The organism is Bacillus cereus group sp. BfR-BA-01492 (genome assembly GCF_022662815.1).
GTDB classification, from domain to species: domain Bacteria; phylum Bacillota; class Bacilli; order Bacillales; family Bacillaceae_G; genus Bacillus_A; species Bacillus_A cereus_BD.
In genome coordinates this window covers 64785-90806 of record NZ_JAKUEH010000008.1, presented here as the reverse complement: position 1 = coordinate 90806, position 26022 = coordinate 64785, and the positions used below count along the sequence as shown (strand labels likewise).

The following is a 26022-nucleotide window of genomic DNA, read 5'->3' as shown; positions in this document are numbered from 1 at the left end:
GGATTATCGCCCTTCTCATTCCTTGAGGCGGGCGTCTCCTTTCGGAAAATAGATAAAAAGCCATTCTGTTTAGTATGATACTAAACAGAATGGCCAAGTTTATAATAAGTAAAGTCAAATTCTTACTTCATTGCACGTACTTCAGCAACAAGCTTTCCACCTTCGACACCCATATACAGTTTTACAGGTACATCTTTTGTATTTTCAAATACTAAGTCTAAATACGGATAGGCTATTGTCGCATCTCTTCCTTTTGGTACATATCCAACTGCTTTAGAATGCGTTGTTCTCTCTACCATTTTTAAACCAGCTTGATCTGCCGCGTTATATAAAGTGGATGAAGTTTGACACACTCCGCCTCCATATCCATCTACTAATTTCCCATCAACAATTTCTTTTCCTAATTGATACCCTTTATCAGGTGTTGTATCTCCAATTAATGCATTAAAAGAAAAGCGATCTCCTTTTCCTAATACAACTCCGCTAATATGATTAGCAGATATACGAATATTTTCGATTCTTCCACCAGTCGAGCCACCTAAATTTGTTTCATATCGACCGATAACCGTACCAGATCCGCTTGCATCAGCTGGTGTTGCTACTGGTTTTTTCTCAACAATCGGTAACTGATATGAAGAATCCCACATACCGACATTCATTAACTTTTCTACTAATTCCTTTTCCATTAACTCATAAGAAGGTTTACCTTCTTGCCATGTTCCATCACTTGTCATACGTGAAGGAACCATTTTTTTATCAACGCTTTTTCCAACTTCACTTGCAATTTTTGTTACTTCTTTTTTAAATTTATTTTCATCTTCAAAGTATCCTAAGGTGGATAAATCTAGCTTTTTCACTTCTGTTCCTGTGCGACCATCTACTAAGCTAATACTATCATTAACGTCTGTTTTCGCTTCTACTGTATGACCCCCAATATCGCTAACTAACGCTACATCACTAACTTTTGTACCACAGCCACTTACTACACCAATACATAGTGCCCCTATTACAATACTTTTTGCTTTACGTAACAATATACTCTCTCCTTTTCCCCAACAACTTTTCTTTCTCTTTTTTCCTATCTTATGTATGTATGATTGTTTTACTTTACAATATGATTATAAAATATTACATTTTGATTTCTACTCTATTAAAATTACTCTTTTCTTCGTAAAATGTCTACACATATTTGCATAAAAAACATAAGTTTGTTAAGATTGTAACCTTTATCGTTTGTAACCAGTATATACCATGTAATATGTGAAAAACAAATGTAATATATCTGTATTTTATATTTTAGACTTTCATACGAAAAATCCTCTTTTATAATCATTTTGCATATCAAATTTTCCTTTATGGGTATTTGCCGTGTCACCCATCCGCTTTTGCACATACATTATGGTGAATTTAACCTAATTTGAAAGAACGGAGGATGTTATATGTATCCCTACAATTCATATGCTCCATATAATCCTTATGCTTATCCACAGCAATACGACCCACAGCTACAATATCAGCCATATGTAGAGCAAACAGAAGAAATTGATCCATATGATCCAAATAGACAATTTCAAATTCCAATTTCATTTCCTGGTAGTGGCGGTCGACAATTAGAAAGACGAGTAAATGAACTTGAGCAACGCGTTAATCAATTAAATAGGCAAGTAAACCAACTTCAAAACACTTTAGAACGCCATACGCGTAGACTTAACCGCTTAAACCAACGTTTGCGCACTGTTGAAAACAGATTGAACATACCATTCTCAGCAGTTGAAGATGGCTTTTAATCCACAAACCAAAGAAAAAGGAAGGGAACTCCCCTTCCTTTTTCTACGAACTAACGTTTCTTTTTGTGAAATTGACGAATGTTTTCTCCATCTCTATACTGATAAGAGTTAACGAAATGAAATAAGGTGATAAATATGGATTTCGAAATAAATTTTCTTTCTTTTTATGTTATACAAGTAGAAGGAAAAGGAGAACAAGCGGATAAGCGATATAAGCACTTCCAAACATTAGATGCGGAAGAATATGAAAATAGCTCTCTAAAAGAATTTCTTGATGGAGAATTATTAAAAATATCAAAACGAAAAGTGGAACGCCATGCAAAAACAGAACAAGCTCCAACAAAAATCGGTCGATTTATTGTCGAGGTTGGACATGAATTAGATTCAAATCCTCATTACAATTTATTTAATCGGATTCGATTTGCAGAAACGAAAGAGGACTTCAAAGATATGAGCGAACCACTCGTTTATACTTATATTGATACAAGCGCCGTTCGAGGCGGTGTCTTTTTAATTGCACAGGCAAAATTGCGAAAATACTTTGATGACCCATTTGTCTTCGTTATGAAATGTGACTTTGAACCAAAAGTCGCATCGATTTCTGATGAAACTACTTTAATTCGTAACGTCGAAATGGCTATTACGACAAAAAATATGAAGTCCATTCAATATCCATACATGCCTGAAGAAGGTATGGTAGAACTAGGCGAGTTAAAAATACACCAAGCATCACACGCACGCTACTTTGAAGACTTCTTAAAATTTGTCGAATACGAACGCTCCATGCCTGAAATTATGAAAACACAAGTAATGGACATGGTATATGATCAAATTGAAGATGTATTTGAAGAAGGTACGGAAGAACGTGAACAATTTGACCAAGCAATGGAAGTATGGGCCGCTAGTCCAAAACGTGAAATTATGGAACAATTTTCAACAGAAGAAGTAATGGAAGCGACTGCTCAAATTGTCGAGCATGCTCCTGAAGTGGAATTAAAGGTAAAAGCGGATCATATCTCTGTAAAGGCTCTGCTTGCTGATTTCGGGGATCAAATACATATCGCGAAAGTAAATGATCGATATGTACTTATGATTGAAGCTGATACACTGACGTTTGAAAAAGGGTTTTCTCCGATTGAGTTTCTAAAACCAGATGAATTGCAAGATGTGATTGAGCGGATTGAGAATAAGCAGCAGTATTCTTACGATCCGAGCGGGATTGAATAAAACTCTTTTATAAAAAATGACTTCTAAGGTGTTTAAAATAACAATTATGTTTCCATAAGTGTGACTACGTTTGTGACCATACAATACTCAAATTTTTGGTTCTAACATTGAATAAATGCTTCCATATAACTATATTTTACTGAGCGCTATTAACAAGCGCTCTTTTATTTTGGTCACATTTATTTGTCTATTTTTGTGGTCACAAAAAGAATATGGATATTCAAACCACCTATTTTTGACATTTTTGTATTACTGACCGATCGAAAGTCTGACCACTTTCTTCTATGATTTCTTTTTTAATTCTTTCGTTTTGACTAATTGTCGAGATAACATCAATTGATACAGATTATTTAATTATTTCATGACTGTTTCATGTACAAAAATGCCCGTACTCACGCTACATCCGCCTCATCCCTCTTTAATTATCTGACCTTTACATAACCTTTATTATTTATTGTACTCCTTGAACTTTCACTCTAACAACAATAGCTAGAACCATTAGTAAGAATTTTACAAAAACAAATAATTAATCATAAATCGCAGGACCCAACTATATAGTTGAAAAGGAATGTGTTTTTAAAAAGAGAAATCAACAAGGAGGAGACAGCTATTGAAAAGGAAAATTAAATTTTTACTGCTTACTGTATCTCTAGTCTTTGGTTGCTTCTTTTTTCATCCTTCTTCATCCAATGCAGCACCTTCATCTAAAGAATACGCACCAAACCAGATTATTGTAAAATTTAAAGATAATACTTCCCTTTCTAAATCTCAAGAATTTCATAAGTCAGTCGGAGCGGAAGTGGTGTCAAAAGATGATGTATTGGGCTTTGAAGTTGTCAAATTCACTAAAGGCACTGTCAAAGATAAAATAAAAATGTATCAAAATAATCCTAATGTGGAATACGCTGAACCAAATTATTATTTCTATGCGTTTTGGACTCCTAATGACCCCTACTTTAATAATCAATATGGACTATTAAAAATTCAAGCACCTCAAGCATGGGATGCACAAAGAAGTGACCCTGGTGTGAAAATAGCAATTATTGATACTGGCGTACAAGGGAATCATCCTGATTTATCATCCAAAGTTATATACGGTTACGATTACATTGATAATGATAGTCAGTCGGATGATGGAAATGGGCATGGTACACATTGCGCTGGTATTGCAGGTGCGATTACAAATAATAATATTGGTATTGCAGGTGTTGCTCCTCAATCCTCTCTATATGCCGTACGCGTACTAGACAATCAAGGAAGTGGTACTCTTGATGCTGTGGCAAAAGGCATTAGAGAATCTGCTGATGCGGGTGCAAAAGTGATTAGCTTAAGTCTAGGAGCTTCTAATGGAGGAACTGCCTTACAACAAGCTGTGCAGTATGCTTGGAACAAAGGTGCTGTCATTGTTGCTGCAGCAGGAAATGATGGAAACACGAGACCGAATTATCCTGCTTACTACTCTGAAGTAATTGCAGTAGCATCTACAGATCAAAATGATCAAAAATCTTATTTTTCAAATTATGGAAGTTGGGTAGATGTGGCGGCACCTGGATCAAGTATTTATTCTACCTATAAAGGTAGTACGTATCGCTCATTAAGCGGTACATCTATGGCAACACCTCATGTAGCAGGTGTTGCAGGATTACTAGCAAATCAAGGATATACGAATGTGCAAATTCGCCAAATCATGGAAACTACAGCCGATAAAGTCCCGGGAACAGGAACCTATTGGAAAAATGGAAGAGTAAACGCAAATAAGGCTGTACAATATGGAAACTTATTAAGTGAGAACAAAGCTTCCTAAAAAAGTTTTCTCAATATACAAACCTAGAGTTTCTTCATAATAATTGTTAAAATATAAATAATGAGATAGACATATTTTTCGGCAGACCTGTTTCCGTATACAGGTCTTTTTTTATATTGTACATATTATTATAACTAAGAAACATTACATACATTTTGTATATTCTAAAAACGGATTTCTCAACTTGTAGCTCGTAATTAAAGTACCGTACTTTTCTCCATTATAGATGAGAGAACAAGCTAACAAGCGCAAAAAAAGAGAAGGGGAATCCCTTCTCTTTTTAGTTCAATTACTTCTTAACTACGTTAGTAGCTTGTGGTCCGCGGTTACCTTGTTCAACTTCGAAAGTAACTTCTTGACCTTCTTCTAATGTTTTGAATCCTTCGCCTTGAATTGCTGAGAAATGAACGAATACGTCTTCTCCGCCTTCAACTTCGATGAATCCGAAACCTTTTTCTGCGTTAAACCATTTTACTTTACCGTTTTGCATGAAAAAATCCTCCTACAATGTACCTATATGTACATATTGATTTTCAACCACTTTACAAAAATAACGAAGACAGTAAAAAACTGTAACCACAAAGGAGATTTAACATTGCTTTCCTCCTTTGAAGTTACAGCTCATTTAAATCTCTATATTATTAAAAGTAAAATGGTTTAAACTCATACTATCATACCAATCGTATAAAAGTAAAGATTTTTTTATTTTATATTGTCAAACTTCACGTTGAACTATGTATGGAGCGATTTTATAAGATTTAATATTGATATGTAATAATTCTTTTAGCGGAACCCAAACTGGAACATATTGCCCTCTAGAGGCTTCTTTAAATTCTACCACCTTACCAGTACCAAACGTACCGCCGATTATACAAGCTTTATAATAAGAATTGAGGACCATAATGGCTATACTTTGTAATCAACCCTTAAATTTCAATATGTGCTCCTAACTCTTTATATGCTTCACAAATCGTCGTATCTTCAAGTGTTTTATTCCCTTATCTTCCGCCTTCAGAAAATACAAAAGATATTTCTCCATTTCGAATACGTTTCATAAGTACGACTCTTCAATTATAAATTATAACGACTGCACCACGTTCTCGAATTACCCTATCACCTCAATCACAATCGCCACAGTTTCCCTTTGTTGTTCTTATTCTTTTATATAAATTTCATATGTACTTACAGGCATTTCTTCTATATTCCAATTTGTGCAGTCCATCAACTCTTTATCAATATCCATATACATGTCGTAAAACGTTTTTCTCAGGCAATGATTTGCAACACATATCGTTTTGCTCGATTGGTATAATGATTAGAACCTTTAACGGTACTTCTAAAAAGCACCGTACCTTCTTCCTCCTTTCCTCTATGATAAAAAATGCTCTATACTATAAAATGAAGACAAACTATAAAATGTACATTGTTCTAAAAATTCTATACATAAGAGAGGAGTTCCATACAAAATGCGCTACGTGATTATAACAGGTACTTCACAAGGTTTAGGTGAAGCCATTGCCACACAATTATTAAAGGAACATACAAAGCTCATTTGTATTTCTAGAAGACCAAATGAACATCTTGTTGAAATAGCAAATCAAACAGGAGGTTCTTTATCCTTTCATCCGATGGATCTTCAAAATGTTCATCAATTAGAATCAGATTTTGAAACAATCTTGTCCTCTATCGAATTAGAAGATGTTTCATCTATTCATTTAATTAATAACGCCGGTATACTTGCACCGGTGAAGCCAATTGAAAAATCGGAAAGTGAACAATTAATCGCCAATGTGCAAATTAATTTAATTGCGCCTATGATTCTTACTTCTACTTTTATGAAACATACAAAGAATTGGAAAGTTGATAAACGTGTGATTAACATTTCTTCAGGCGCTGGGAAAAATCCTTATTTTGGTTGGGGAGCTTATTGTACGACAAAAGCTGGTATCAATATGTTTACACAATGCGTTGCTACAGAGGAAGCTGAAAAAGAATTTCCCGTCAAAATCATCGCCTTTGCGCCTGGTGTTGTCGATACAAATATGCAAAAACAAATTCGCCAAACAAACAAAGAAGATTTTACAAATTTAGATCGCTTTATTACCTTAAAAGAAGAAGGAAAATTACTTTCACCTGAGTATGTTGCTAAAGCGGTTGTCAATCTATTAGAAACCGAAAACTTCAAACAAGGCGGCGTTATTCGTATTGATGAATAACACGTTCATAACAAAAAAGCTCGCTTGTAAACGAGCTTTTTTGTTTACGATTTGAATACCTCCACTTACTTCGTTATAAGAACGCCAATATAACCATCAGTTTCTTAGCAGGCTATCTTTGTAGTTCTTACTATTCTCACTTAATCGGTTCTAAAAATAGTCATACTAATTCCATGATTCGTTCCTATCTAATGTCTTAATCTATTGCTAAGTCTGTATATAAAAATATTCTTTTACAATCCGATAATGTCTGTAACAAGTTGCATTGTTTCTTTTTCTACTTTAAAAATGCGCTGTTTTTCTCTTTCAAAATTCTTTTCTGCTTGCTCAAATGCTGTTCTTCTTTTTAAAATCATACGCTCCATCTCTTGGTGACTTGGTCCTCCATATACAATTCGTTTCTTTACAAATACTTCTGGCGATATACTATTTTCCCATTCTTCCTTGGAAAGCTTTATGTTAAATTGCTTTTGTAAGTATACGTTTACTTCTTCTAGCTCTAATTCATGCAATTCTTTGCTTTGTTTCAAAGACATTTTTGCAACTTCGCTTGCAGCATGATGAGCAAGACGAAAAGGAATATGATAACTCTTTGTTAATGTGTCTGCCAAATCCGTAATAGTAATAGCGTGCTGAAATGATCGATCTTTTAAAACTTTCTCCTCTACCTTCATTGTTCGAACGACTGCATTCATCGTACAAAATACACGAATTCCTTTTTCCATTCCCTCATATAAATACGGTTGTAAATCATCCTCTGTATCTACAATATCGCCAAACGGGGTATTGTGGATCATTTGAAAGACTGTAAAGGCTTCTCCTATCGCGCTACTAGTAAGAGCACGAGCGTGTTCAATCGATACCGGATTACGTTTTTGCGGCATAATGCTACTAATTTGTACATATGGATTCGCAACCGTGATACCGTTATATTCTTTCGTTGCGAGCAGTAAAAAATCATGTATCCATCTACCCATATTCGTCATTGTCACCATGAGTAAAGAGCTCACTTCTAACAAATAATCAGCACCCGCAACTGCATCATAAGAGTTTTCAATCACGCTTGAAAAACCAAGTAACTCAGCTACTCTTTTCCTATTAATCGGAAAACTCGTTGTAGAAAGAGCCGCAGCTCCCATTGGTGAACTATTCAAGAAATGATATGTTTTCCAAATTCTCTCCAAGTCTCGCTCCATCACATCATAAACAGCTACCATATAATGACCAAATGTTGTTGGTTGAGCTGGTTGTGTATGCGTGTAAGCAGTCATAATTGTATCGATATGATTATGCGCAACTTGCAATATACTTTCCTGTAATAACATAAAATGTTCGATAAAACGTAATACATAACGACGTAAACTCAGCCGGTACATTGTCACTCCCATATCATTCCTGCTTCTGCCAATATGCATATTACTAATCGTATTGTCATCTGCTTCTTTTATAATGAAATGTTCGATTAAAAAGAAAAGATCTTCATATTTCGAATTGTAATGTAGCTCGTCTTTCGGAATTTGTGCAACTTTCTCGACTGCTGTTAAAATCTCTTTTCCCTCTTGTAAACTTATTATTTTTTCCTCTATTAACATAATGATATGAGCTCTGTGAACCATAAACATATCATATAACAAATGGTCCCTTTGAAACTCAAACACATGTTTCAACACGCAATTCATATAGGTCTTTCCAGGGAACTCAATGCCTTCTTCCTCTATAAATTCCTCTTTCATTTGCTTCATTCTCTCCCCTTCGTTAAGAGCTATTACTACCCATCATACCCAATAAATATAAAAAGGTGCTTGTACAAAAATAAACCAGGTGCATATTGCACCCAGTTTATTTAATAACAGTCGCATTATATTTCTCATTTTGTAAAATTTGAAAATGTAAATTTCGTAAATGCTTGCGCAATTCCGCACTATCATCTTCATTTAAATGATTTGCTAAAAACACAATTTCCGTACAATTCCCAAACTTATCTGTAGCATAAACAGCTTTTGCTAATGTCCATGGTGTATAACCATTTTTTTGTCCAGCATGCCTGAATATTTTACGATACTTTTTCGTACTCATATCTGTCTCTACAAGATTCGCCCATTCTTTTGCCTCAGCCTTTTCAAAACCTGTCTTATGATTTGCCTTTTGTAACAAAATCATATAGTCATTTGCCGAAGCAGCTGGCAAACGATCGGACCATATCTTATCATATCGCTCTTCTAAATATAGCGGAATTTCTTTTTGTAACATCGGACCCTTGTTTTTCAAACGCTCATGAATCACCATTGCATAGTGACGATATTGCTCTTGAGACATTTCTTTTAACTTTTTCTCTATTTGATATTTAGGAACGTGTAACTCTTTATGCAAATATCCTGGAATATACAAAGACGAAACAATTGGAAATAACGGTTCATGTGAAGGAAGTGCTAAGTTTTTTAAATTTTGGTTCACATTGTCTAATCCAAGCTTTTCCATCAAGTATTCCGCATTCGCATTGGAACTAAATTTCATCATCCCTCTTGCTACTTCTTCTAAAGAAACTGCATTTTCATCTATTTTTCCTTTTCTTTGCAAATATTTTTGCCATCGTTCCTGAGCACCACCATCTGTATTTGGTACATAATAACGGTTCACATCATGAATGGAGACATAGCTATTTGGATCAATTTTCCCTTCTGTCACTTGTTTTGTAAATTCAAGAGCAACAATTAATTTCATTGTACTTGCCACCGGTAAAACAACATCTGGATTTACAGAGTACACAACTTTATCATTTCGCTTTATGAGTAAAGCGCTGTTTTTTTCATCTTTATGTTCTTCAACAAATGAAGCGATATACTGTGCATCATCATTATTGGAGCTCCAAACTTTTTTCGCTAAAAAGTTACCTGATACTAACAACATCAAAACGGCCACAATTCCTGCACAAACTATAACTTTCTTCAAGTGAAATTCCTCTCCTACTCGTATATCTTTTCTCTATTTTATATATTCATAGTCAAAATAATAGAGACGACTAATCAATCAGTCGTCTCTATTATTTTAACTTGTATGCCGCTATTATGTCTATGTCATAATTCTAACGAAATCCTTAAGAAATTTTTTATAGTGCAACGACCAACCAATTCTCACCCAATTTTTTAGCGCCTTCGCATCGGGCTGTGGCCGAAAGTCCGCAATACTTTCCCCTTTTGCAATTCCAACTGTATCCACCGTAACGCGGCGATATACATAGTCTAAAAGAGAAGGATTAGCTGCCGCCATCATGGTTACAACATCATGAACCGGACTTCCCGTTATTTTCGGATTCAACTTTTTATATGCTTTATAATAATACGTAAAAATCGGTTCAATTAATGTATGAAAACCAGTTTTTGAATGCTTTGCAAGATATTTTACTGTCTCTGGCGTTATAATCGCTTCCGAGGTAACATTAAGCGGTATTAATGTTACGTTTTTTGCATTTTGCATAACAAGCTGCGAAGCAATTGCGTCTCCATGAAAATTTGCCTCAGCAACCGGCGTAACATTCCCTGGCATTAAGAAGGCTCCGCCCATTATATAGTACTCTTTCACATATTGCATAAGCGTTTTTTCTAAAATAAAAGCTGTTGCTAACGTTGTTGATCTCCCAGCATCAACAATAATAATTTCTCCTTTGTACTTTTCCAAAATAGAAAAAAATTCACAAAAAGGTTTCACATTTGGTGAAATGCTTTTTGGAGGACGAATAGGTCCCATTCCTTCTGCACCATGAATTTCTGGATAGTACGTTGTAAATTCTCCTGACAGTGGAATCATTGCTCCTTTAATAACCGGAATATCTTCCCGCCCAGCTAATTGTAATAAGTAAGCCGCATTACTCGTCGCTTGTTCTTGCGATACATTTCCATATCCTGTAACAACACCGACAATATCAATATCAGGATGCAACAACCCATACATAATCGCTAACGAATCATCAATTCCTGGATCTCCTAAAAACAGTACTTTCTTCATAAACTTCAACTCCATCCTATCAGTTGTTATTAATTTATGAATAGAAAAAAATTACAGAATGAAAAAGTTTATTTTCTCATAAAAAAACGCAGTGTTTTTTGTAAACACCGCGTTTTTCTTATTATTCTTTTTTCATTGTCATAATGCTGCCAAGTATGTAAGCTATTAGCGCAAAACAAATTGGAAATACTACCGTATGAATTTGGAATGGATTGGGGAACCAAAGGTGAATGATCATATAAGATCCTACTCCAACGATTATAGATGTAAAAGCACCAATCGCATTTCCTTTTCTCCAATATAATCCTAAAACAATCGGCCAAATAAACGCTGCTTCTAAACCACCAAAAGAAAATAAATTTAACCAAATTAAGAAGTCTGGTGGCTTAATCGCTGCTGTATAAACAAATAAGCCAACGATTCCTGTAATCCATAGACTCCCTGTTTTAATCGCTTTATCTGTAGCTTTTTCATTTATGTAATTTACGTATATATCCTTAATGATAGACGAACTCACAAGTAATAAGAGCGAATTCACCGTAGACATAATCGCCGCCATTGGTGCTGCTAAAAAGATTCCTGCAAGCCAAGGTGGCAATACTTCCATTGCTAAAAGTGGCATCACCTTATCAGGCACATCTATGCCTGGAAGTACAACGCGAGCAAATACACCCGTTAAATGCATGCCAATCATAATCGTTCCTACAACAACAGTACCAATGATTAATGCTTGATGCATCGCTTTTGAATTTTTATAAGACATGGCACGTACGCTAATTTGCGGTAACCCAACTACTCCAATCCCAATTAAAATCCAAAATGATGTCACATATGTTTTCGTTAAACTGCCGTCTGCTCCAAATGGTGTAATTAACTTCGGATTTATTTGCACAAGTTCATGCATAATATTTTCAATTCCGCCCCCAGCAATTACTGTTGCAATTAAAATAATTGTTGTGCCCACTAACATAATGATTCCTAGTAATGTATCGGATAATGCAACTGCTCGAAATCCACCGATTAAAACATACACAAGAACAGAAAATGTAAACAAAAATAAAGATGTTGTATAGGAAAGTCCTGTTAACGATTCTATTAACCGTCCGCCGCCAACCCACTGGGCTACAGTTGCAGAAAATAAAAAGATAATAATACATAATGCCGATAAAATGACAACACCTTTATGATTATATCGCCCTTTTAAATAATCGATCAGTGTAATGGCTTCCATTTTGCGCGCAATAATAGCAAATTTTTTACCAAGAACCGTTAATACAATATAGCCGGTGACTATTTGAATCGCAGATAGTAGTACCCATCCAAGTCCCATATTGTAAGCAATACCAGGCCCCCCAATAAAACTGCTTGCACTACCATATGTCGCAATCATTGTCATTGCTAATAATAATCCGCCAAGTTCACGTCCACCAAGAAAGTATTCTTGCAAAAATTTATGATGTGCTGTCGCTTGTACACGCCGTGACGCATATACACCGATTAAAAATACAATGATAAAAGAAATTATCATTGGAATTATTACATACCAATTCATCTATCATTCCTCACTTTTTTCTTCCTCATCGAGTGGAATATCTTGAAATACAAAGCGTACAACTAAACTTAACAGGACAACCATGATAAGAAATCCAACGATACAGCTATAAAAAAACCAAGCTGGAAAACCGAATATATATGTATATTCACTCGGATCTTTACTACCTAGTCCATAAGCAAACCCATACCATATAACGAAATTTATACAAGCAAGACCTAGTCCGATTAACGCTTCCTTATGAGCAAACCGAAAACGCGAATCTTCATGATCATGTTTCATTGTCTCCCTCCTCTCACGAGGTATAATTGTACCATTCTTTTTCCTATTTTTCCTACTAGAAAGTAAAAACAAGCAAGAATTTGTATCATGATGTAAAAATCATGTATTCATTACATATTTTTTACAATTGTAACAGAAATGAAATTTGAATTTTCAGTCTTTATTATTTATGATTAAAATTAGAGGTCTTTCAACTTGTTCTTTACAACCTTGTTACAGGGATAAACGCTGTCTCGTACTGCGTTTACAATATATTTTCAAGGGGGTTATGCAATGAGTCAATTAGCTGTAAATCTTCATGAAAAGGTTGAACAGTTTCTTCAAGGAACAAAAAAGTTATACGTGAACGGAACGTTTGTTGAAAGCGTATCCGGAAAAACATTTAAAACACCGAACCCGGCAACTGGTGAGACACTTGCAATCGTATCAGAAGCTGGTCGTGAAGATATTCATAAAGCTGTAATGGCTGCAAGACAAGCTTTTGATGAAGGGCCTTGGTCACGTATGAGCGGCGCAGAGCGCAGTCGCTTGATGTACAAACTTGCAGACTTAATGGAAGAACATAAAAATGAGTTAGCTCAGCTTGAAACATTAGATAACGGTAAGCCGATCCGTGAAACATTAGCGGCAGATATTCCGCTTGCTATTGAGCATATGCGTTATTATGCCGGTTGGGCTACAAAAATTGTCGGACAAACCATCCCAGTATCCGGCGAATACTTTAACTATACACGCCATGAAGCAGTTGGTGTTGTTGGACAAATTATCCCATGGAATTTCCCTCTCCTTATGGCCATGTGGAAAATGGGAGCTGCTCTGGCGACAGGCTGTACAATTGTACTGAAGCCCGCTGAACAGACTCCTCTATCCGCTCTATATTTAGCCGAATTATTTGAAGAAGCTGGATTTCCAAAAGGTGTAGTCAACATCGTTCCAGGATTTGGAGAAACTGCTGGACAAGCTCTTGTAAATCATCCTTTCGTTGATAAAATTGCATTTACAGGGTCAACTCCTGTTGGTAAACAGATTATGAGACAAGCCTCTGAAACGTTAAAGCGCGTAACATTAGAGCTTGGCGGGAAATCACCAAATATCATTTTACCAGATGCTGATTTATCTCGCGCAATTCCTGCAGCACTGTCGGGTGTTATGTTTAACCAAGGACAAGTATGCTGCGCTGGATCGCGCTTATTTATCCCGAAAAAAATGTACGATAATGTTATGGCTGACCTTGTCCTTTATTCAAAAAATTTAACACAAGGTGCAGGGTTAGATCCGGAAACAACAATCGGCCCTCTCGTTTCTGAAGAGCAGCAACAACGGGTTATGGGCTACATTGAAAAAGGGATTGAAGAAGGCGCTGAGGTGCTTTGCGGAGGCAATAAACCATTCGATAAAGGCTATTTCGTGGCCCCAACTGTGTTTGCTGACGTAAATGACGAAATGACCATTGCAAAAGAGGAGATTTTCGGTCCTGTTATTTCAGCATTACCGTTTAACGATATCGATGAAGTAATTGAACGTGCAAATAAATCTTCCTTTGGTTTAGCTGCTGGCGTTTGGACAGAAAATATTAAAAATGCACACTATATCGCAAGTAAAGTTCGTGCAGGAACCGTTTGGGTAAACTGTTATAATGTCTTTGATGCAGCATCCCCATTCGGTGGATATAAACAATCTGGTTTAGGCCGTGAAATGGGATCATATGCACTAGATAACTATACAGAAGTAAAAAGCGTTTGGGTGAACTTAAACTAATGAAAGAGCCTAGCCAAATACGGCTAGGCTCTTTCATGTTATGTAAACATAAAAAGTTATTTCACACATGCAAGCTACCGCTAACATTCTGTAATATAGAGAGCATAATCTAACGCTAAACATGCAGCTGCATTTCCAATATATTGAAGGGTTCTAATCCGACCAACTGGAATTCCGTTCTTCACTTTATCCGGTATAGTTTTCATCATATCGTATTTATAAATCCTAGACAAATAGCATTACAAGTAATTCCAAATCCTTTTTGTATAAAAAAGTCTGTTTGTGTCAAACTAAAACCGAAACATAGCATAATGCACAAGGAGATTGTGTCAAATGAACAAACAAAACGAAAATAAGAAACAAGTTTCTGATGGTATTGATGTTGAGTTCTCTCGTGAACTAGCTGACCATGATGACCTAGAAGCAAACGAGCGTGCAGCAGCCGCCTATACACGCCAAAAACGCCAATCGACAAAAAAATAAATCCTATCTTTCATTCTTTTCAATTGGGACCTACTACCCACGAAAATAAACCGAGAAATACTCTCGGTTTATTTTCGGTATTTGTTTATATAATGTGCAAATGTAAGTAATGGATATATATAAGAATAACTATGATAACGAATATAAAATCCATTTGGTAATCCTGTTCCCGTAGGATATTCTTGATGACTCGTAGCGCGCTCTAATAAATAAGAAATTCCTTTTCGAATGGCTGGTGTTTCTTCATCATAATAAGAAATAAGAGCATCAATCGCCCATGCAGTCTGGGAAGGAGTACTAAAGGATAGCGGAACAAATCTCTTTTCTATACTACTTCGGCAAGATTCTCCCCATCCTCCATCGCGATGTTGTATACGTTCTAACCATATAATTGCCTTTTTTAAAGCTGGATGTGTATTCGCAACTCCAACAGCTCGCAATCCTGTAAGAGCAGCCCACGTACCATATATATAACTGATCCCCCATTTTCCGTACCATGATCCATTGTTCTCTTGCGCATTTATTAGCCATGTAATCGCTCGGTTCTTTTGATGATCTTGTAATTCATGAGGAGCATACGTCCCAAAAAACTCCAAAACCCGCCCTGTAATATCGGCAGTAGAAGGATCTGTCATCATATCACCAGCATTTTCTAATGGTAAATGTGTCAGAAACCGATTTGTTACCCCCTTTTCAAAAGCAGCCCATCCTCCGTCTTTATTTTGTAATCCTTTAACCCAGTTCACTCCTTTTTTCCAAGCCTCCTCTATTCTTCTATTTCTTTTTCGACTTCGTGCTAACGCTCTTAAAGCAGCAGTTGTATCATCAACGTCTGGAATTGTTGTATTCACATCTGAAAATCCCCATCCTCCAGGAGAAAGTGTAGGTGCATGCAAACTCCAGTCTTTCTTTTCATGCTGTTGTCTTTGCAATATATATTCTGTTGCTGTTTGAATCATATGTGTGCTCTCATTTACATTCGCTTCTTGTAATGCATAGCTTAGTAAAGCCGTGTCCCATACGGTAGATGGAGAGTTTTGTAAATGAATGCCCACTTCCATATTCCATTTGTATGTTCGGAGTCCTGCGACTGCTTGTTGAATAAGGGGAGATTGAATGTGATGTCCTAGCGCAAGAAGTGCATAAATCATATAAAATGTAGCGCTCGCATAGCTATATAATGTACCATTTCTGTCAATCCTCTCGATCATAAAGCGCTCTACTTCCTTGTCCCCTTTATGATGAAGAGATAAAGGATACGTTACAAATTTTTTCACTTCTCCAAGAATCGTTTCAAATAATGATGAGCGGTCCTCCCGGAACCATTCAGACTTACTGTTTCCTGAAATATGATCTAAATTTGGAAGTATGTTTTTTGATACAGTAAATCTTTTGTTCATACAAATCATCATTGGCATAAGATGAATACGTGCAGAACTACTGAGTTCAAATATGCTAAGTGGGGAATCTTCAGGTAAGAATAAAATAGGAGTTGGAAAATAAAACATTTTAGGATATTCATATCCTCCGTGAAGTGCTAATAAAAATTTCGTCATAAAATGAGAACGTGCAATCCCTCCTCTTTCTTGAATAAAAACTTCGGCACGCTTCATATTGATGTCTTCTTTCGTATACATGCCAGATGCAAGTAACGCCGCATATACTTGAATCGTAGTAGATACGTTTCCAGCACGGTCATCTTCATATAACTTCCAAGTTCCTTCATTTGTTTGTAAAGACATTAACCTTGCTACAAACGGCTCTATTTCTTCTTCCTTTTCTAATAATCGAAGTAAAAAAATCATATGACAATCTGTTAATGGCGATCCTTCAAAACAAAAGCGCCATGCACCATCTGGCTGTTGCATTGTATGAAGCGCAGTGATTTTCCGTTCTATTTCTTCACACACTTTTCCGTATAATAACACCCTCTTCACCTGCCTTTTCGAAATCCATACACGATATTCACAATTTATAACAATTATGTATAAAACAAAAAAAGCAGAACATGTAACATACACATTCTGCTTACATACAGTACCAAATTCCGACAACGATTCCTAAAATAGCACCTACAACAACTTGATAAGGTGTATGACCGACAAGTTCATTTAATTTTTTATAATTCGTCTGTCTCCCATGAAAAAAATCATTTAAAATCTTCGCCTGTTTACTTACGGCAAGCCTGACTCCAGAAGCGTCATACATAACAATAATGGCGAAAATCACTGCGACAGCAAACACGGCACTCGATATCCCTTCCACAATTCCAACACCTGTTGCTAAGGCAGTAACTGTTGAAGAATGAGAACTTGGCATACCGCCAGAAGCAAAGAATTGAGCAAAATCAAATTCTCTTGTCTTAACCAGTTTAAAAATTACTTTCGTGAATTGTGCTAAAAACCACGATAATACAGCGGCCATAAGCGGTTCATTATGTAGAATTGTTTCCACATTTCCATCTCCCCACTTACTGTAATGGAAACTCCATACTATAAGTATAAAGAAAAAATGCGCAGAAAATACTACGCATTATGATACTTTGCTGATTTATTTTTTAAAAACTTAGGCTGTTTTTTTAGTAAAAACTTTGTTTTTGCGATAGAAAATATAAATAATGCAATCCAAATAAATGAAAATGCCATAATATGAGCAGGCGTAAAATGCTCATGGAAAATAAAAATACCTAAAATAAGATTGATTGTTGGTGCAATATATTGCAGAAATCCTATCATATATAGTGGAATCCTTTGCGCTCCCTTAGCAAAGTAAAAAAGTGGCAACGCTGTAACAGCTCCGGCTCCCATTAAAAGTAATGTTGCCGCTACAGAAATCGATCCAAACGAACCGAATCCATGCGCTCCAACCATAAATAAATAGATAGCAGCAACCGGTGTAACGAGCATTGTTTCCAACGTCAAGCCATTCATTGCATCATAATTCAATAATTTTTTCGTTAAACCATATAAACCAAATGTAAATGCAAGCGAAAGTGCAATCCATGGAATTTCGCCGTATCGAACCGTTAAAATCACTACCCCTACTCCAGCTAGCCCAACAGCAACATATTGCCAAAAATTTAGCTTCTCTTTTAAAACAACTGTTCCAAGTAAAATACTTACTAGCGGGTTAATATAATAACCAAGACTGGCTTCAATAATATGATCATGATTAACCGCCCATATGTACACAAACCAGTTTCCACTAATTAAAATAGAAGCAATTGTTAATGAGATGAACAATTTAGGTCGTGTAAAAAGTTTCAGTAGTTCACTCATAAATTGACCAAATCGCTTTGATACACCAAGAACGATTAACATAAAAACAAAAGCCCAAACGATGCGATGTGCCAATATTTCCTCAGCAGGAACTTCTTCTACCCATTTCCAATAAATCGGTAGGATTCCCCACATCGTATAAGCACCAGCCGCATATATAATTCCTTTTCTTTGCAGTGCTTTTTGACTCTCCATCTTCCCTTTTCCCCTCTTCTCTTTTTCTCTCCATTATACGTTGCCTTATATGAATTTTTCCAATATTGAAACTGCATTTTTTTCGACACACTTTGTATTCTCATTTTTCATACAACAAAAAACAGGCCAATTGTAATGAAAACAAGCAGTGGAATCCCAAGTACAAATTGGTTCTTATGTGTTTTATGATGAAAAACATACATACCAAACCATGCTCCAAGTGCCCCTCCAGCCGCTGCTACTAAAAATAATGTACTTTCTGGCGTGCGCCATTTTTTCTTTCTTGCCTTTCGTTTATCTAATCCCATCATACTAAATGCAATCATATTGATCACGATAAAATAAATCCACTTCATTCCTTTTTCTCCTTCTCAAAATTCGCTTTATTGTATCATGAAAAAACCATGCAGGCGAGCCTGCATGGTCATTCATACGTCTGTTCTTGTTCTTCTTGTTCGACATCTTGCTTCACTTCTTCTTTTATATCCGATGAAACCATCCCATAATAAATCTCTGGATATAACCCAAATATTTGATACACACTTCCTAAAAACGGCACCTAAAACCCCTCTTTTCAAAATAATCTCGGCATGATTAAGGATTCCCTATCTTCCTTCTACACATTCGTTTTTGTTTCTTCTTCCTCATCTAACACGCGTAATATATGCTGCCATTTTTTATAAGGGGCACTATTTGGATCCACATACCCTTTCGCATATGAGCGATCCCATAACTGCTTCACAAATAATTCTGCTTCTTTTTTCGCAACAGTTTCTGCTCCTGCTCCATAATAATTTTCAAAATATAAAAGGATTTCATCTAGAAGTAAACGCAATAATTCATCTGATGTTTCTTCTAACGTTGGATCATATTTCGCCTCACGGTCATACATTAAAATTACATCTAAAATATTATGCACATGCTCTTTACGAAGCCATCTAACATCTTGAGCACCTAATACAAATGTTTGCGTATACAAGTGTCCTCCTTGCAATATCGCTTTTTCTTGCTCTTCTTCAAAACGAGATAAAATATTTTCATAAATAAACGGATTATGAAGCAGAGCGCGATGCAATTTATAAATTTCACTTGGAATGTTTTTCCCCATAGACTGTATTAAAAAACTTCTCCCTACACCGTTATATTGATAAACAAATTGGCCGTCCACAGCAACTAAGCTAATCCACCGGTATATATATGCATACAGTAAAGCGCGATTACATTTATCATAATCTAGCTTCGTTTGCGTTGCATTTAAGTCGGGCATAAAGGCTGGTAAGTGCCAATATTTATCTAAATGCGGTGTCAAATTTGACTTTTTACTATTCAACTTATTGACACGTCGATAATACGATTGAAAATAGTCTCCTTTATCATACAGAAAACCGTTCGCGATATGACCGGACGATAACTTTGGAAAATCTTGCAATGACAAACCATAATGCGCTCTGTAACAGATTACTTCAAATGGGGAGAAAGCTTCGTTCACTGTATCTTTTTCTTGAAATAATTCTTGCAAAAGCTCCTCTTGTAATTCTTTCTTTAAGGAAGGATGAACACCCCAATATTGCAATTCTCGATGATGAGCTACTTTTGGAATAAACGGACTTGCTAAATGGAACAAATCTTCAATTTTCTCTCTTACATATTCATTCCGATCTCGTTTTTTAAAGTCAGCCTCTTTGCGGAGCGCTTCAATAATATTGAGTTCTAACTTGTCGCGATATCGCACTTGAAGTTCCTTATAACAATACGTTAATATATGTTCCCTGTAAAAATCCTCGACCTTTTGTGATTGACTTTCCTCCGCTTGTATATCGCGGCAATATTCCCCATATAAACTCATATATATTTCTGCCGATATATCTTTTGGTAATACGCCTAAATTTAAATGTTGCTGCATATCTTTCCATATTTTTTCTTGTAACTGTTCATCTGCTAATACATACACATTTGTCGGGTTTGTTTTTCCTTCAAATTCTTTACTCCGCTTTTGAATTTCAAATAATAAATTTTCACGTGTCTCTTGTAAGTTGTCAAAGAAGCGCTCCCAATGTTGAATCATCTTATGAATCGTTTGGTAGAGCGACTGATATACAAGTTCTAGCAACATTTCCTTACGATATTCATTTAGTTTATGCACATATTGCGTTACGATATCTTCAAATTCTTTTCGAAACATACGCTGCTGATTGTAAAACATTTTTCCAAACCAACTTTGCTGCTGTGCAAGTTCAACGCGGCGCACCGCTGTAACCGTCCCATCAATATTGCTCACATTAAACTTCTTATCGTAATTTTGAATTAAATTTCGCTTTTGTTCATTATTCTCATGTAAGCGATTTATTTTTTCGATTAACTGCTTTCGAATTTCATATAACATAAAACGAGCAGCCACTGGATGAACTGCCTCTGTTTTCTTTAAAAACCATGTATTTAATTGATACGACTGTCCTTCTGAACCACTAGGTGCATAGCGATCTGATTCAATCATGTCATAAAGCAAGGTCGTTACATGTTCATGTACGCGGCTTGGTATTGCATATGCATACAATCGAACAGCATGGTCTACCCTGGCTACTTCCCCTTTCATTTGCTCTGGAATTTTCAGTTTTGCTGCTGAAATTTTGCATTCATGTTGCAATCGATTAAGTTCTTCATCCTTTTGTACTGTACGCTGCACATAACTTTCCACCGCTTCTAAAAACAGTTTCGACTTGGCAACGCCAACTTTTCCACCTTCTGCTCCTTCACGCGTTTCATTATACATTTGTCTATAGAAAATATGCGCTTGCTCAGGACGCGTTGCCAAATGCTCTAAATCCTCTAAATAGCTTTTCCCGCGCTCAGGCTTTTCCCGTTGCATACCGCGGCGCACATCTTGTTCATAGCGTTGCTTTTTCTCCTGAAACAATTGATCTAAATGAAGCCATGATTCATCTAAACCTTGCACAGCCCATTTTAAAGCACAATATTTCAATACATGTTCATATGGATAAATTAACTTAGCCGTGCCTGCCCCACAATAACGTGCTTTACCATTTGACTCGGCTAATTGCTGAATTTGATTGTCTTCTTGTGCAAAGTGACTGGTAGACATTGGACTAAATAGTTGTAAATAAATTGTATTTGTCATTTGCTCCATGTAATCTGTCAAATTGTGTAGATGATGCCCGTGCAAGTTTTCGTAATCATATAAGAAGCAATAATTATAAGGTAAATGATGTTGCTTAATTGTATGATTCGTTCTTCCATCCTCATCTACTTGATCGGGACGATATTCAAGTTCAATTGTTACACCACCACGCTTTGATAGCTCGCCAGTTGAACCTAGTGTAATCGCATGCAGTTCTTTTAAAGAAGCATATCCATTTGCTTGCACCGTTTCATATTCTTTCGCACTAACCGTACGTGTTTTCACAAGCACATCTGGCATTAAAAAGGCGCCTCGAATTAAAATGTTATGATGTTGCAATTTCTTCCGAAGCATTTCACGTAAGTATAATGCAATTTGTAAAAACATCCCTGATCCAGTTCCACCAGCAAGGGATGTGACAATAATAACGCGAACGCCATATTCTGTTTGATCGCTTGTCACAGGAAAAATATTTTCGATTTCTTGCCAAAAGGCTGTTAATTTATCTTCTTTCATCGCAGCACGTAAAGCTAAACGTGAAATCACGCGCATTTGCCCCGCACCTTCTGTTAACGGTTTATCCAAAATTGTCGAATCCATCGGGAACCATTCTGGAATCGTCGGATCTCCTGCAATATATTCTCTTGGTGTTTTACTTGAACTCGTTTGTGTCTTAAATTTTCGAATATGTTCAAACTTACTTAACGTATTCACATCCGTATCAAATACATGCATCGCAACTCTTTTCCGACGATCTTCTGGCAACTTTTCATATATTTGATGTGTAACAGTACTCCCGATTCCGCCTAAACCAATTAAAATCGTTGGAACTTGTAATGTCATGTAAACCACCTTCCTGTTTGTACATGCTCAAAAGATGAAAAGATACAATCAACTAAAAAAGGAATAGCCCTCCCTAACAGGGCGCGACATGTCTACTAGAAGTATGCGAAGTATAGTTTTTGAATCCCTCTATTCACACTCGTATCGATAAATTTCTTTCCCATATCCTCTATCAATTACAACAATTTCATTTGGATATAACGTCTTATGTTCATATCCAGCCTCTTCTTCCGCAATAAACATGCCGTCAATAATCATGCCAATTACTTGTGAGTCCTTCGCTACAAATATCGATTTCGATCCTTTTTTCGCAATAAATGTAATGGATTGAATTGTTTTGCGCTCTGCACGAAATGGAATGCCAAAATAATGTTTCCACCATTTATTTCTTAAAAGCTCTGGCTCAGATTGATATAACCAATCTTTTGCCACCTCTTGATCCCATTCGTAATAAAGCATTGCTTTCCGATGAAATCTCGGCCGGACAATCCAGCCTAAAATAAAAATGCCGACAATAAAAAGGAATAAAGTAACTGGTATTACAAATTGAAAAATGACTGCATACCGTTCCCAAAACGGTGCATTTTGAATATAAAAAGAAATTGTTTTCTCTACTTTTTGCAACTTTGAATCGCGTATTGTAATAGTAGCCTTTACGTTACCTGTATCTGTGAAATTAAATGTATCGGAGTAATACGGACGAGGGTATACATAGATTCGATTACGATGCTGCGTTAATTCATAGTGAATCGATTGATTAGATGTGATGTGAGTAGACGATAATAACCTTTTCACTTCTGCTTCCGTCATCGGTTTCCCATTTAACAGCGGCTGCATGACAAAAGGTTTACTATTCGTTAAATTTGTTACCTTTTCTTGATAGTCTTTTGTAAGAGTTTGTAATGATAACTTCGGTCTAGATTCAGGCTGAATACGAAATTTTTTTGTTTGTCTATAAAATCCTTTTATATTCATATGAACTTTTCCGCGAATAAATTGTTTTTCAACTTTTGTTTCATAATAAAATACATTTCTTTTATCATCCCATTTCATCGGATACAACTTACCATCTATTTCTATTTCTGCTTGAAAATAAGAAGATTGAATAGGTAATTCTGTAGGCTTTGCTTCAATTATAGCGGTCGTTCCCTCATACATTGTTTCCGTATCTTTCTTTTCTTTATCTTCCTTATCATAAATCGAAAGCTGATAATCGAGCGCTGGTTCTACAAGCGCTTTTAGCTCTTCTTTTCCAATTTCTCTGTCGAGCTCTATCCTATATGTTCCAGGCTTAATCACAGCTTGATTTTCCGCTTGAATATGTGCAATTTCACCATATAAATGAGATTCTCCTGGTGCATGAATAGAAAAAGAACTTTGCACGGTTAATGGATTTTCAAGCTTTTTCATTTGATATTGTGAGGCATGAGAAGATTGTTTGACCAAAGTCAGTCGTCGCAATGGAAATGGTGTAGCAATCTCCACTGTATTCCCTTCTATTTTTGTTTTCACAATTGATTCGACTGAAGAAAATGGATCCCGATTCGCAACTAAAGCCGCAGCTTGATTGACACTTTGAATCACCCCATCTTCACCACTTGATGGCATGATGATACCGTTTATTTCTTTCTGCCACATTTCTTTCCATAGATTCATTTGTTGCTGTTCTTGCAGTCCTAAGTTTTCTTCCATCGTGATTAAAACCGGATGCAAAGATATTTTTTTCGTTTCCATTTCTTTTTTAAACTGCCTAAGTTGCTGCGTCATGTATTCTTTTCCACCATTCTTTTCTTTTTCTAATTCATTAAAAGCTCCATCTGTTAATACAATGAGCCAAAATTCACGTTTGTCATCTCTTTCGGCTTCTTTTTTTATAGATTGCATTGCTGTTTCCACAGCCCGAAACGGTGTATTCAAATAATGTTTCCAAGCCCCGATTTGATTTATTTCTGTTTGTCTTTTTTCATTTGTTAGCGCGAGTTGAAATGCTTCTTCTGGACGGCTCATGAGCACATATGAAAATGTATCTTTCTCATCTAATAATGCAACTAAACTTTGCAAAGCATAATTTGCATACTTCCAGCGATCGTTATTTCTCATGCTGCCAGAATCATCATATACAAGTGAAACGACCCTTTCCTTTGCCCCCTCTCCTTTTGCACAAGTTGAAAAAGGAATCAAACATAATAATAGAATAAAAATGAATGTGGCACAGATTCGAATCTTCATATGGATGCTTCGCCACCTTTGTAGACAAATTCCTATGTTTAAATTTATGAAAAGAAACAAGATATATGACTTGTATTTTCAAGATAAACATTACAATAACATCATTATGTAAACAATATTACAAAAGTAAAATGAAACTTTAATCCGCGGAGATTTTCTTCATCTTCCCTGATTAGGCTGTTACGGGCAGTAAGGCTTCCACCTTTCTTCCTTGCTTCTCTCTGAATCTTGAGAAGGAGTCTTTCTTCCCTAAAATAGCAGGATAAAAGCTTCCCTTTCATCCATAAACAAAAAAGATATTCTACATAAAGATCCTGCTTCGAGAAGCAGGATCTGACCACTTTTCCCATAAAAAACGTCACAAAAGTTCGATTACCTTTTGTTGAAACGTATACATTATTTATAACGTTTTTTATTTTTTCACATACACTTCTACAACGGGGTTCTCTTTATCGTCTGCATGTAAGCGAATATTTTCTTCACCTGTCTGATACATACTTGCTAACAGCAACACCGTTAACACATTTGGCGTTTTTGCATCACTACCAAATTTTCTTTCAAGTGCTTCTTTGTATTCAAATTTTAAATCCCCTTGTATATATGTATACACTTCAAATCCATCTTTCAAATTGCAAACAACTTGATCGATAATATCCGCTCCCACCTGTTTCTTCATTTCTTCTCGGAGAGCAGTAATAAAACGCTCCCAAGGCACCTCAAATATTTGAAATTGATCTGTCGCTTTCATTTCATTCACTCCTTACCGATTTATCCTACATATATTCCCCATTTCCTTCACAATTATGAGATACAAGGCGTTCGTACAAGCCACACTTGTCCTATTCACATATCGTATTACTGTAATACAGAAGGAGGAAAGAACGTGCATAGACAAAAGTGCTATGATATATGTCAATGTTACTTTGGGAAAGTCGTACGAATTGAAGATCGTGATGGCTACATTCATTTAGGAAAAATCGTAGATGTGACACAAGACTCTGTTTGGATTGATCCTATTCATCGTCCATCTTTTGATACAGGGTTCGGATACTATAATGCTTATCCATACGGAGGCTGCGATTTTTGCGGAGGATTAAGTAAATGTAATTACTGTGGGTTTGGTTACGATGGCTGGGGCTACGGATATGGTGGATATGAGCTTGCTTTTGGATTCATTTTCGGCATTACTTTAGCAGCGCTATTTTTCATTTAATTATAAAAAAGTTGGCT

The 26022-nt window shown here is 36.1% G+C and carries 23 protein-coding genes and 1 pseudogene; 7 read left to right on the top strand and 17 right to left on the bottom strand.

What is annotated here, in order from left to right; all coding sequences use genetic code 11:
* Positions 1-122: 122 nt before the first annotated feature.
* Complete coding sequence (locus tag MR063_RS12025) at positions 123-1034, bottom strand: VanW family protein (RefSeq protein ID WP_242197978.1); 912 nt, start codon at positions 1032-1034, stop codon at positions 123-125.
* 405 nt (positions 1035-1439) lie between these two features.
* Between MR063_RS12025 and MR063_RS12020 the strand changes: the two genes are divergently transcribed.
* The 3 genes from MR063_RS12020 to MR063_RS12010 all read left to right on the top strand — a co-directional run bounded on the left by MR063_RS12020 (position 1440) and on the right by MR063_RS12010 (position 4818).
* Positions 1440-1787, top strand: a complete 348-nt coding sequence (locus MR063_RS12020) for a hypothetical protein (protein WP_242197976.1) — start codon at positions 1440-1442, stop codon at positions 1785-1787.
* 135 nt (positions 1788-1922) lie between these two features.
* Positions 1923-3014 carry a DUF3900 domain-containing protein gene (locus MR063_RS12015; RefSeq protein WP_242197973.1) on the top strand — a complete coding sequence of 364 codons (1092 nt, stop codon included), beginning with the start codon at positions 1923-1925 and terminating at the stop codon, positions 3012-3014.
* Positions 3015-3624: 610 nt separating this feature from the next.
* On the top strand, positions 3625-4818 hold the full coding sequence (locus MR063_RS12010; RefSeq protein WP_242197971.1) for a S8 family peptidase: 1194 nt from the start codon (positions 3625-3627) through the stop codon (positions 4816-4818).
* 289 nt (positions 4819-5107) lie between these two features.
* Here the strand turns inward: MR063_RS12010 and cspB are convergent, their stop codons facing one another.
* Complete coding sequence (gene cspB, locus MR063_RS12005; protein ID WP_012094664.1) at positions 5108-5308, bottom strand: cold shock-like protein CspB; 201 nt, start codon at positions 5306-5308, stop codon at positions 5108-5110.
* Between the two features lie 225 nt (positions 5309-5533).
* Positions 5534-5719 (bottom strand): NUDIX hydrolase, encoded by a 186-nt coding sequence (locus tag MR063_RS12000; protein WP_242197969.1) that lies wholly within the window; start codon positions 5717-5719, stop codon positions 5534-5536.
* Positions 5720-6284: 565 nt separating this feature from the next.
* On the opposite strand from MR063_RS12000, the gene MR063_RS11995 reads away from it, so the two are divergent.
* Positions 6285-7034, top strand: coding sequence for a (S)-benzoin forming benzil reductase (locus MR063_RS11995; protein ID WP_242197966.1), 750 nt, complete (start codon positions 6285-6287; stop codon positions 7032-7034).
* Positions 7035-7267: 233 nt separating this feature from the next.
* On the opposite strand, the gene argH is transcribed toward MR063_RS11995, so the two are convergent.
* The 5 genes from argH to MR063_RS11970 form a co-directional block, all read right to left on the bottom strand.
* Complete coding sequence (gene argH / locus MR063_RS11990) at positions 7268-8776, bottom strand: argininosuccinate lyase (protein WP_242197965.1); 1509 nt, start codon at positions 8774-8776, stop codon at positions 7268-7270.
* 97 nt (positions 8777-8873) lie between these two features.
* Positions 8874-9983: a serine hydrolase gene (locus tag MR063_RS11985; RefSeq protein ID WP_242143383.1), complete on the bottom strand. Its 1110-nt coding sequence runs from the start codon at positions 9981-9983 to the stop codon at positions 8874-8876.
* Between the two features lie 120 nt (positions 9984-10103).
* Positions 10104-11036 carry a nucleoside hydrolase gene (locus MR063_RS11980; protein ID WP_242197963.1) on the bottom strand — a complete coding sequence of 311 codons (933 nt, stop codon included), beginning with the start codon at positions 11034-11036 and terminating at the stop codon, positions 10104-10106.
* Between the two features lie 121 nt (positions 11037-11157).
* Positions 11158-12588 (bottom strand): sodium/pantothenate symporter, encoded by a 1431-nt coding sequence (gene panF / locus MR063_RS11975; protein WP_242197961.1) that lies wholly within the window; start codon positions 12586-12588, stop codon positions 11158-11160.
* Between the two features lie 3 nt (positions 12589-12591).
* A complete protein-coding gene (locus MR063_RS11970) occupies positions 12592-12870 on the bottom strand; it encodes a YhdT family protein (protein WP_242143386.1) in 279 nt (92 codons plus the stop codon).
* 273 nt (positions 12871-13143) lie between these two features.
* Here MR063_RS11970 and MR063_RS11965 point away from each other — a divergent pair, with 273 nt between their 5' ends.
* A complete protein-coding gene (locus MR063_RS11965; protein ID WP_242143387.1) occupies positions 13144-14628 on the top strand; it encodes an aldehyde dehydrogenase family protein in 1485 nt (494 codons plus the stop codon).
* An 80-nt stretch (positions 14629-14708) separates the two neighbouring features.
* Here MR063_RS11965 and MR063_RS11960 read toward each other — a convergent pair.
* Positions 14709-14917: pseudogene (locus MR063_RS11960) on the bottom strand (SDR family oxidoreductase); the annotation flags it as partial.
* Positions 14918-14961: 44 nt separating this feature from the next.
* On the opposite strand from MR063_RS11960, the gene MR063_RS11955 reads away from it, so the two are divergent.
* Complete coding sequence (locus MR063_RS11955; RefSeq protein ID WP_242197959.1) at positions 14962-15111, top strand: YfhD family protein; 150 nt, start codon at positions 14962-14964, stop codon at positions 15109-15111.
* A 68-nt stretch (positions 15112-15179) separates the two neighbouring features.
* Here MR063_RS11955 and shc read toward each other — a convergent pair whose 3' ends face one another.
* The 8 genes from shc to MR063_RS11915 all read right to left on the bottom strand — a co-directional run bounded on the left by shc (position 15180) and on the right by MR063_RS11915 (position 25540).
* A complete protein-coding gene (gene shc, locus MR063_RS11950; RefSeq protein ID WP_242197957.1) occupies positions 15180-17039 on the bottom strand; it encodes a squalene--hopene cyclase in 1860 nt (619 codons plus the stop codon).
* Positions 17040-17139: 100 nt separating this feature from the next.
* Entirely contained in the window at positions 17140-17565 is a 426-nt protein-coding gene (locus MR063_RS11945; RefSeq protein WP_242143390.1) for a divergent PAP2 family protein, read from the bottom strand.
* Positions 17566-17636: 71 nt separating this feature from the next.
* Positions 17637-18584, bottom strand: a complete 948-nt coding sequence (rarD, locus tag MR063_RS11940) for an EamA family transporter RarD (RefSeq protein ID WP_242197955.1) — start codon at positions 18582-18584, stop codon at positions 17637-17639.
* A gap of 107 nt (positions 18585-18691) precedes the next feature.
* Complete coding sequence (locus MR063_RS11935; protein ID WP_242197953.1) at positions 18692-18940, bottom strand: DUF1294 domain-containing protein; 249 nt, start codon at positions 18938-18940, stop codon at positions 18692-18694.
* Between the two features lie 68 nt (positions 18941-19008).
* The gene (locus MR063_RS11930) at positions 19009-19143 is read right to left on the bottom strand and encodes a phosphonate ABC transporter permease (RefSeq protein ID WP_242197951.1); all 135 of its coding nucleotides are present in this window, start codon (positions 19141-19143) and stop codon (positions 19009-19011) included.
* Positions 19144-19200: 57 nt separating this feature from the next.
* Positions 19201-22563: a tubulin-like doman-containing protein gene (locus MR063_RS11925; protein ID WP_242197949.1), complete on the bottom strand. Its 3363-nt coding sequence runs from the start codon at positions 22561-22563 to the stop codon at positions 19201-19203.
* Positions 22564-22692: 129 nt separating this feature from the next.
* A complete protein-coding gene (locus tag MR063_RS11920; RefSeq protein ID WP_242197947.1) occupies positions 22693-24792 on the bottom strand; it encodes a vWA domain-containing protein in 2100 nt (699 codons plus the stop codon).
* A gap of 412 nt (positions 24793-25204) precedes the next feature.
* Positions 25205-25540, bottom strand: coding sequence for a hypothetical protein (locus MR063_RS11915; RefSeq protein ID WP_242197945.1), 336 nt, complete (start codon positions 25538-25540; stop codon positions 25205-25207).
* A gap of 135 nt (positions 25541-25675) precedes the next feature.
* Here MR063_RS11915 and MR063_RS11910 point away from each other — a divergent pair, with 135 nt between their 5' ends.
* Entirely contained in the window at positions 25676-26005 is a 330-nt protein-coding gene (locus MR063_RS11910) for a hypothetical protein (RefSeq protein WP_242197944.1), read from the top strand.
* Positions 26006-26022: the final 17 nt, after the last annotated feature.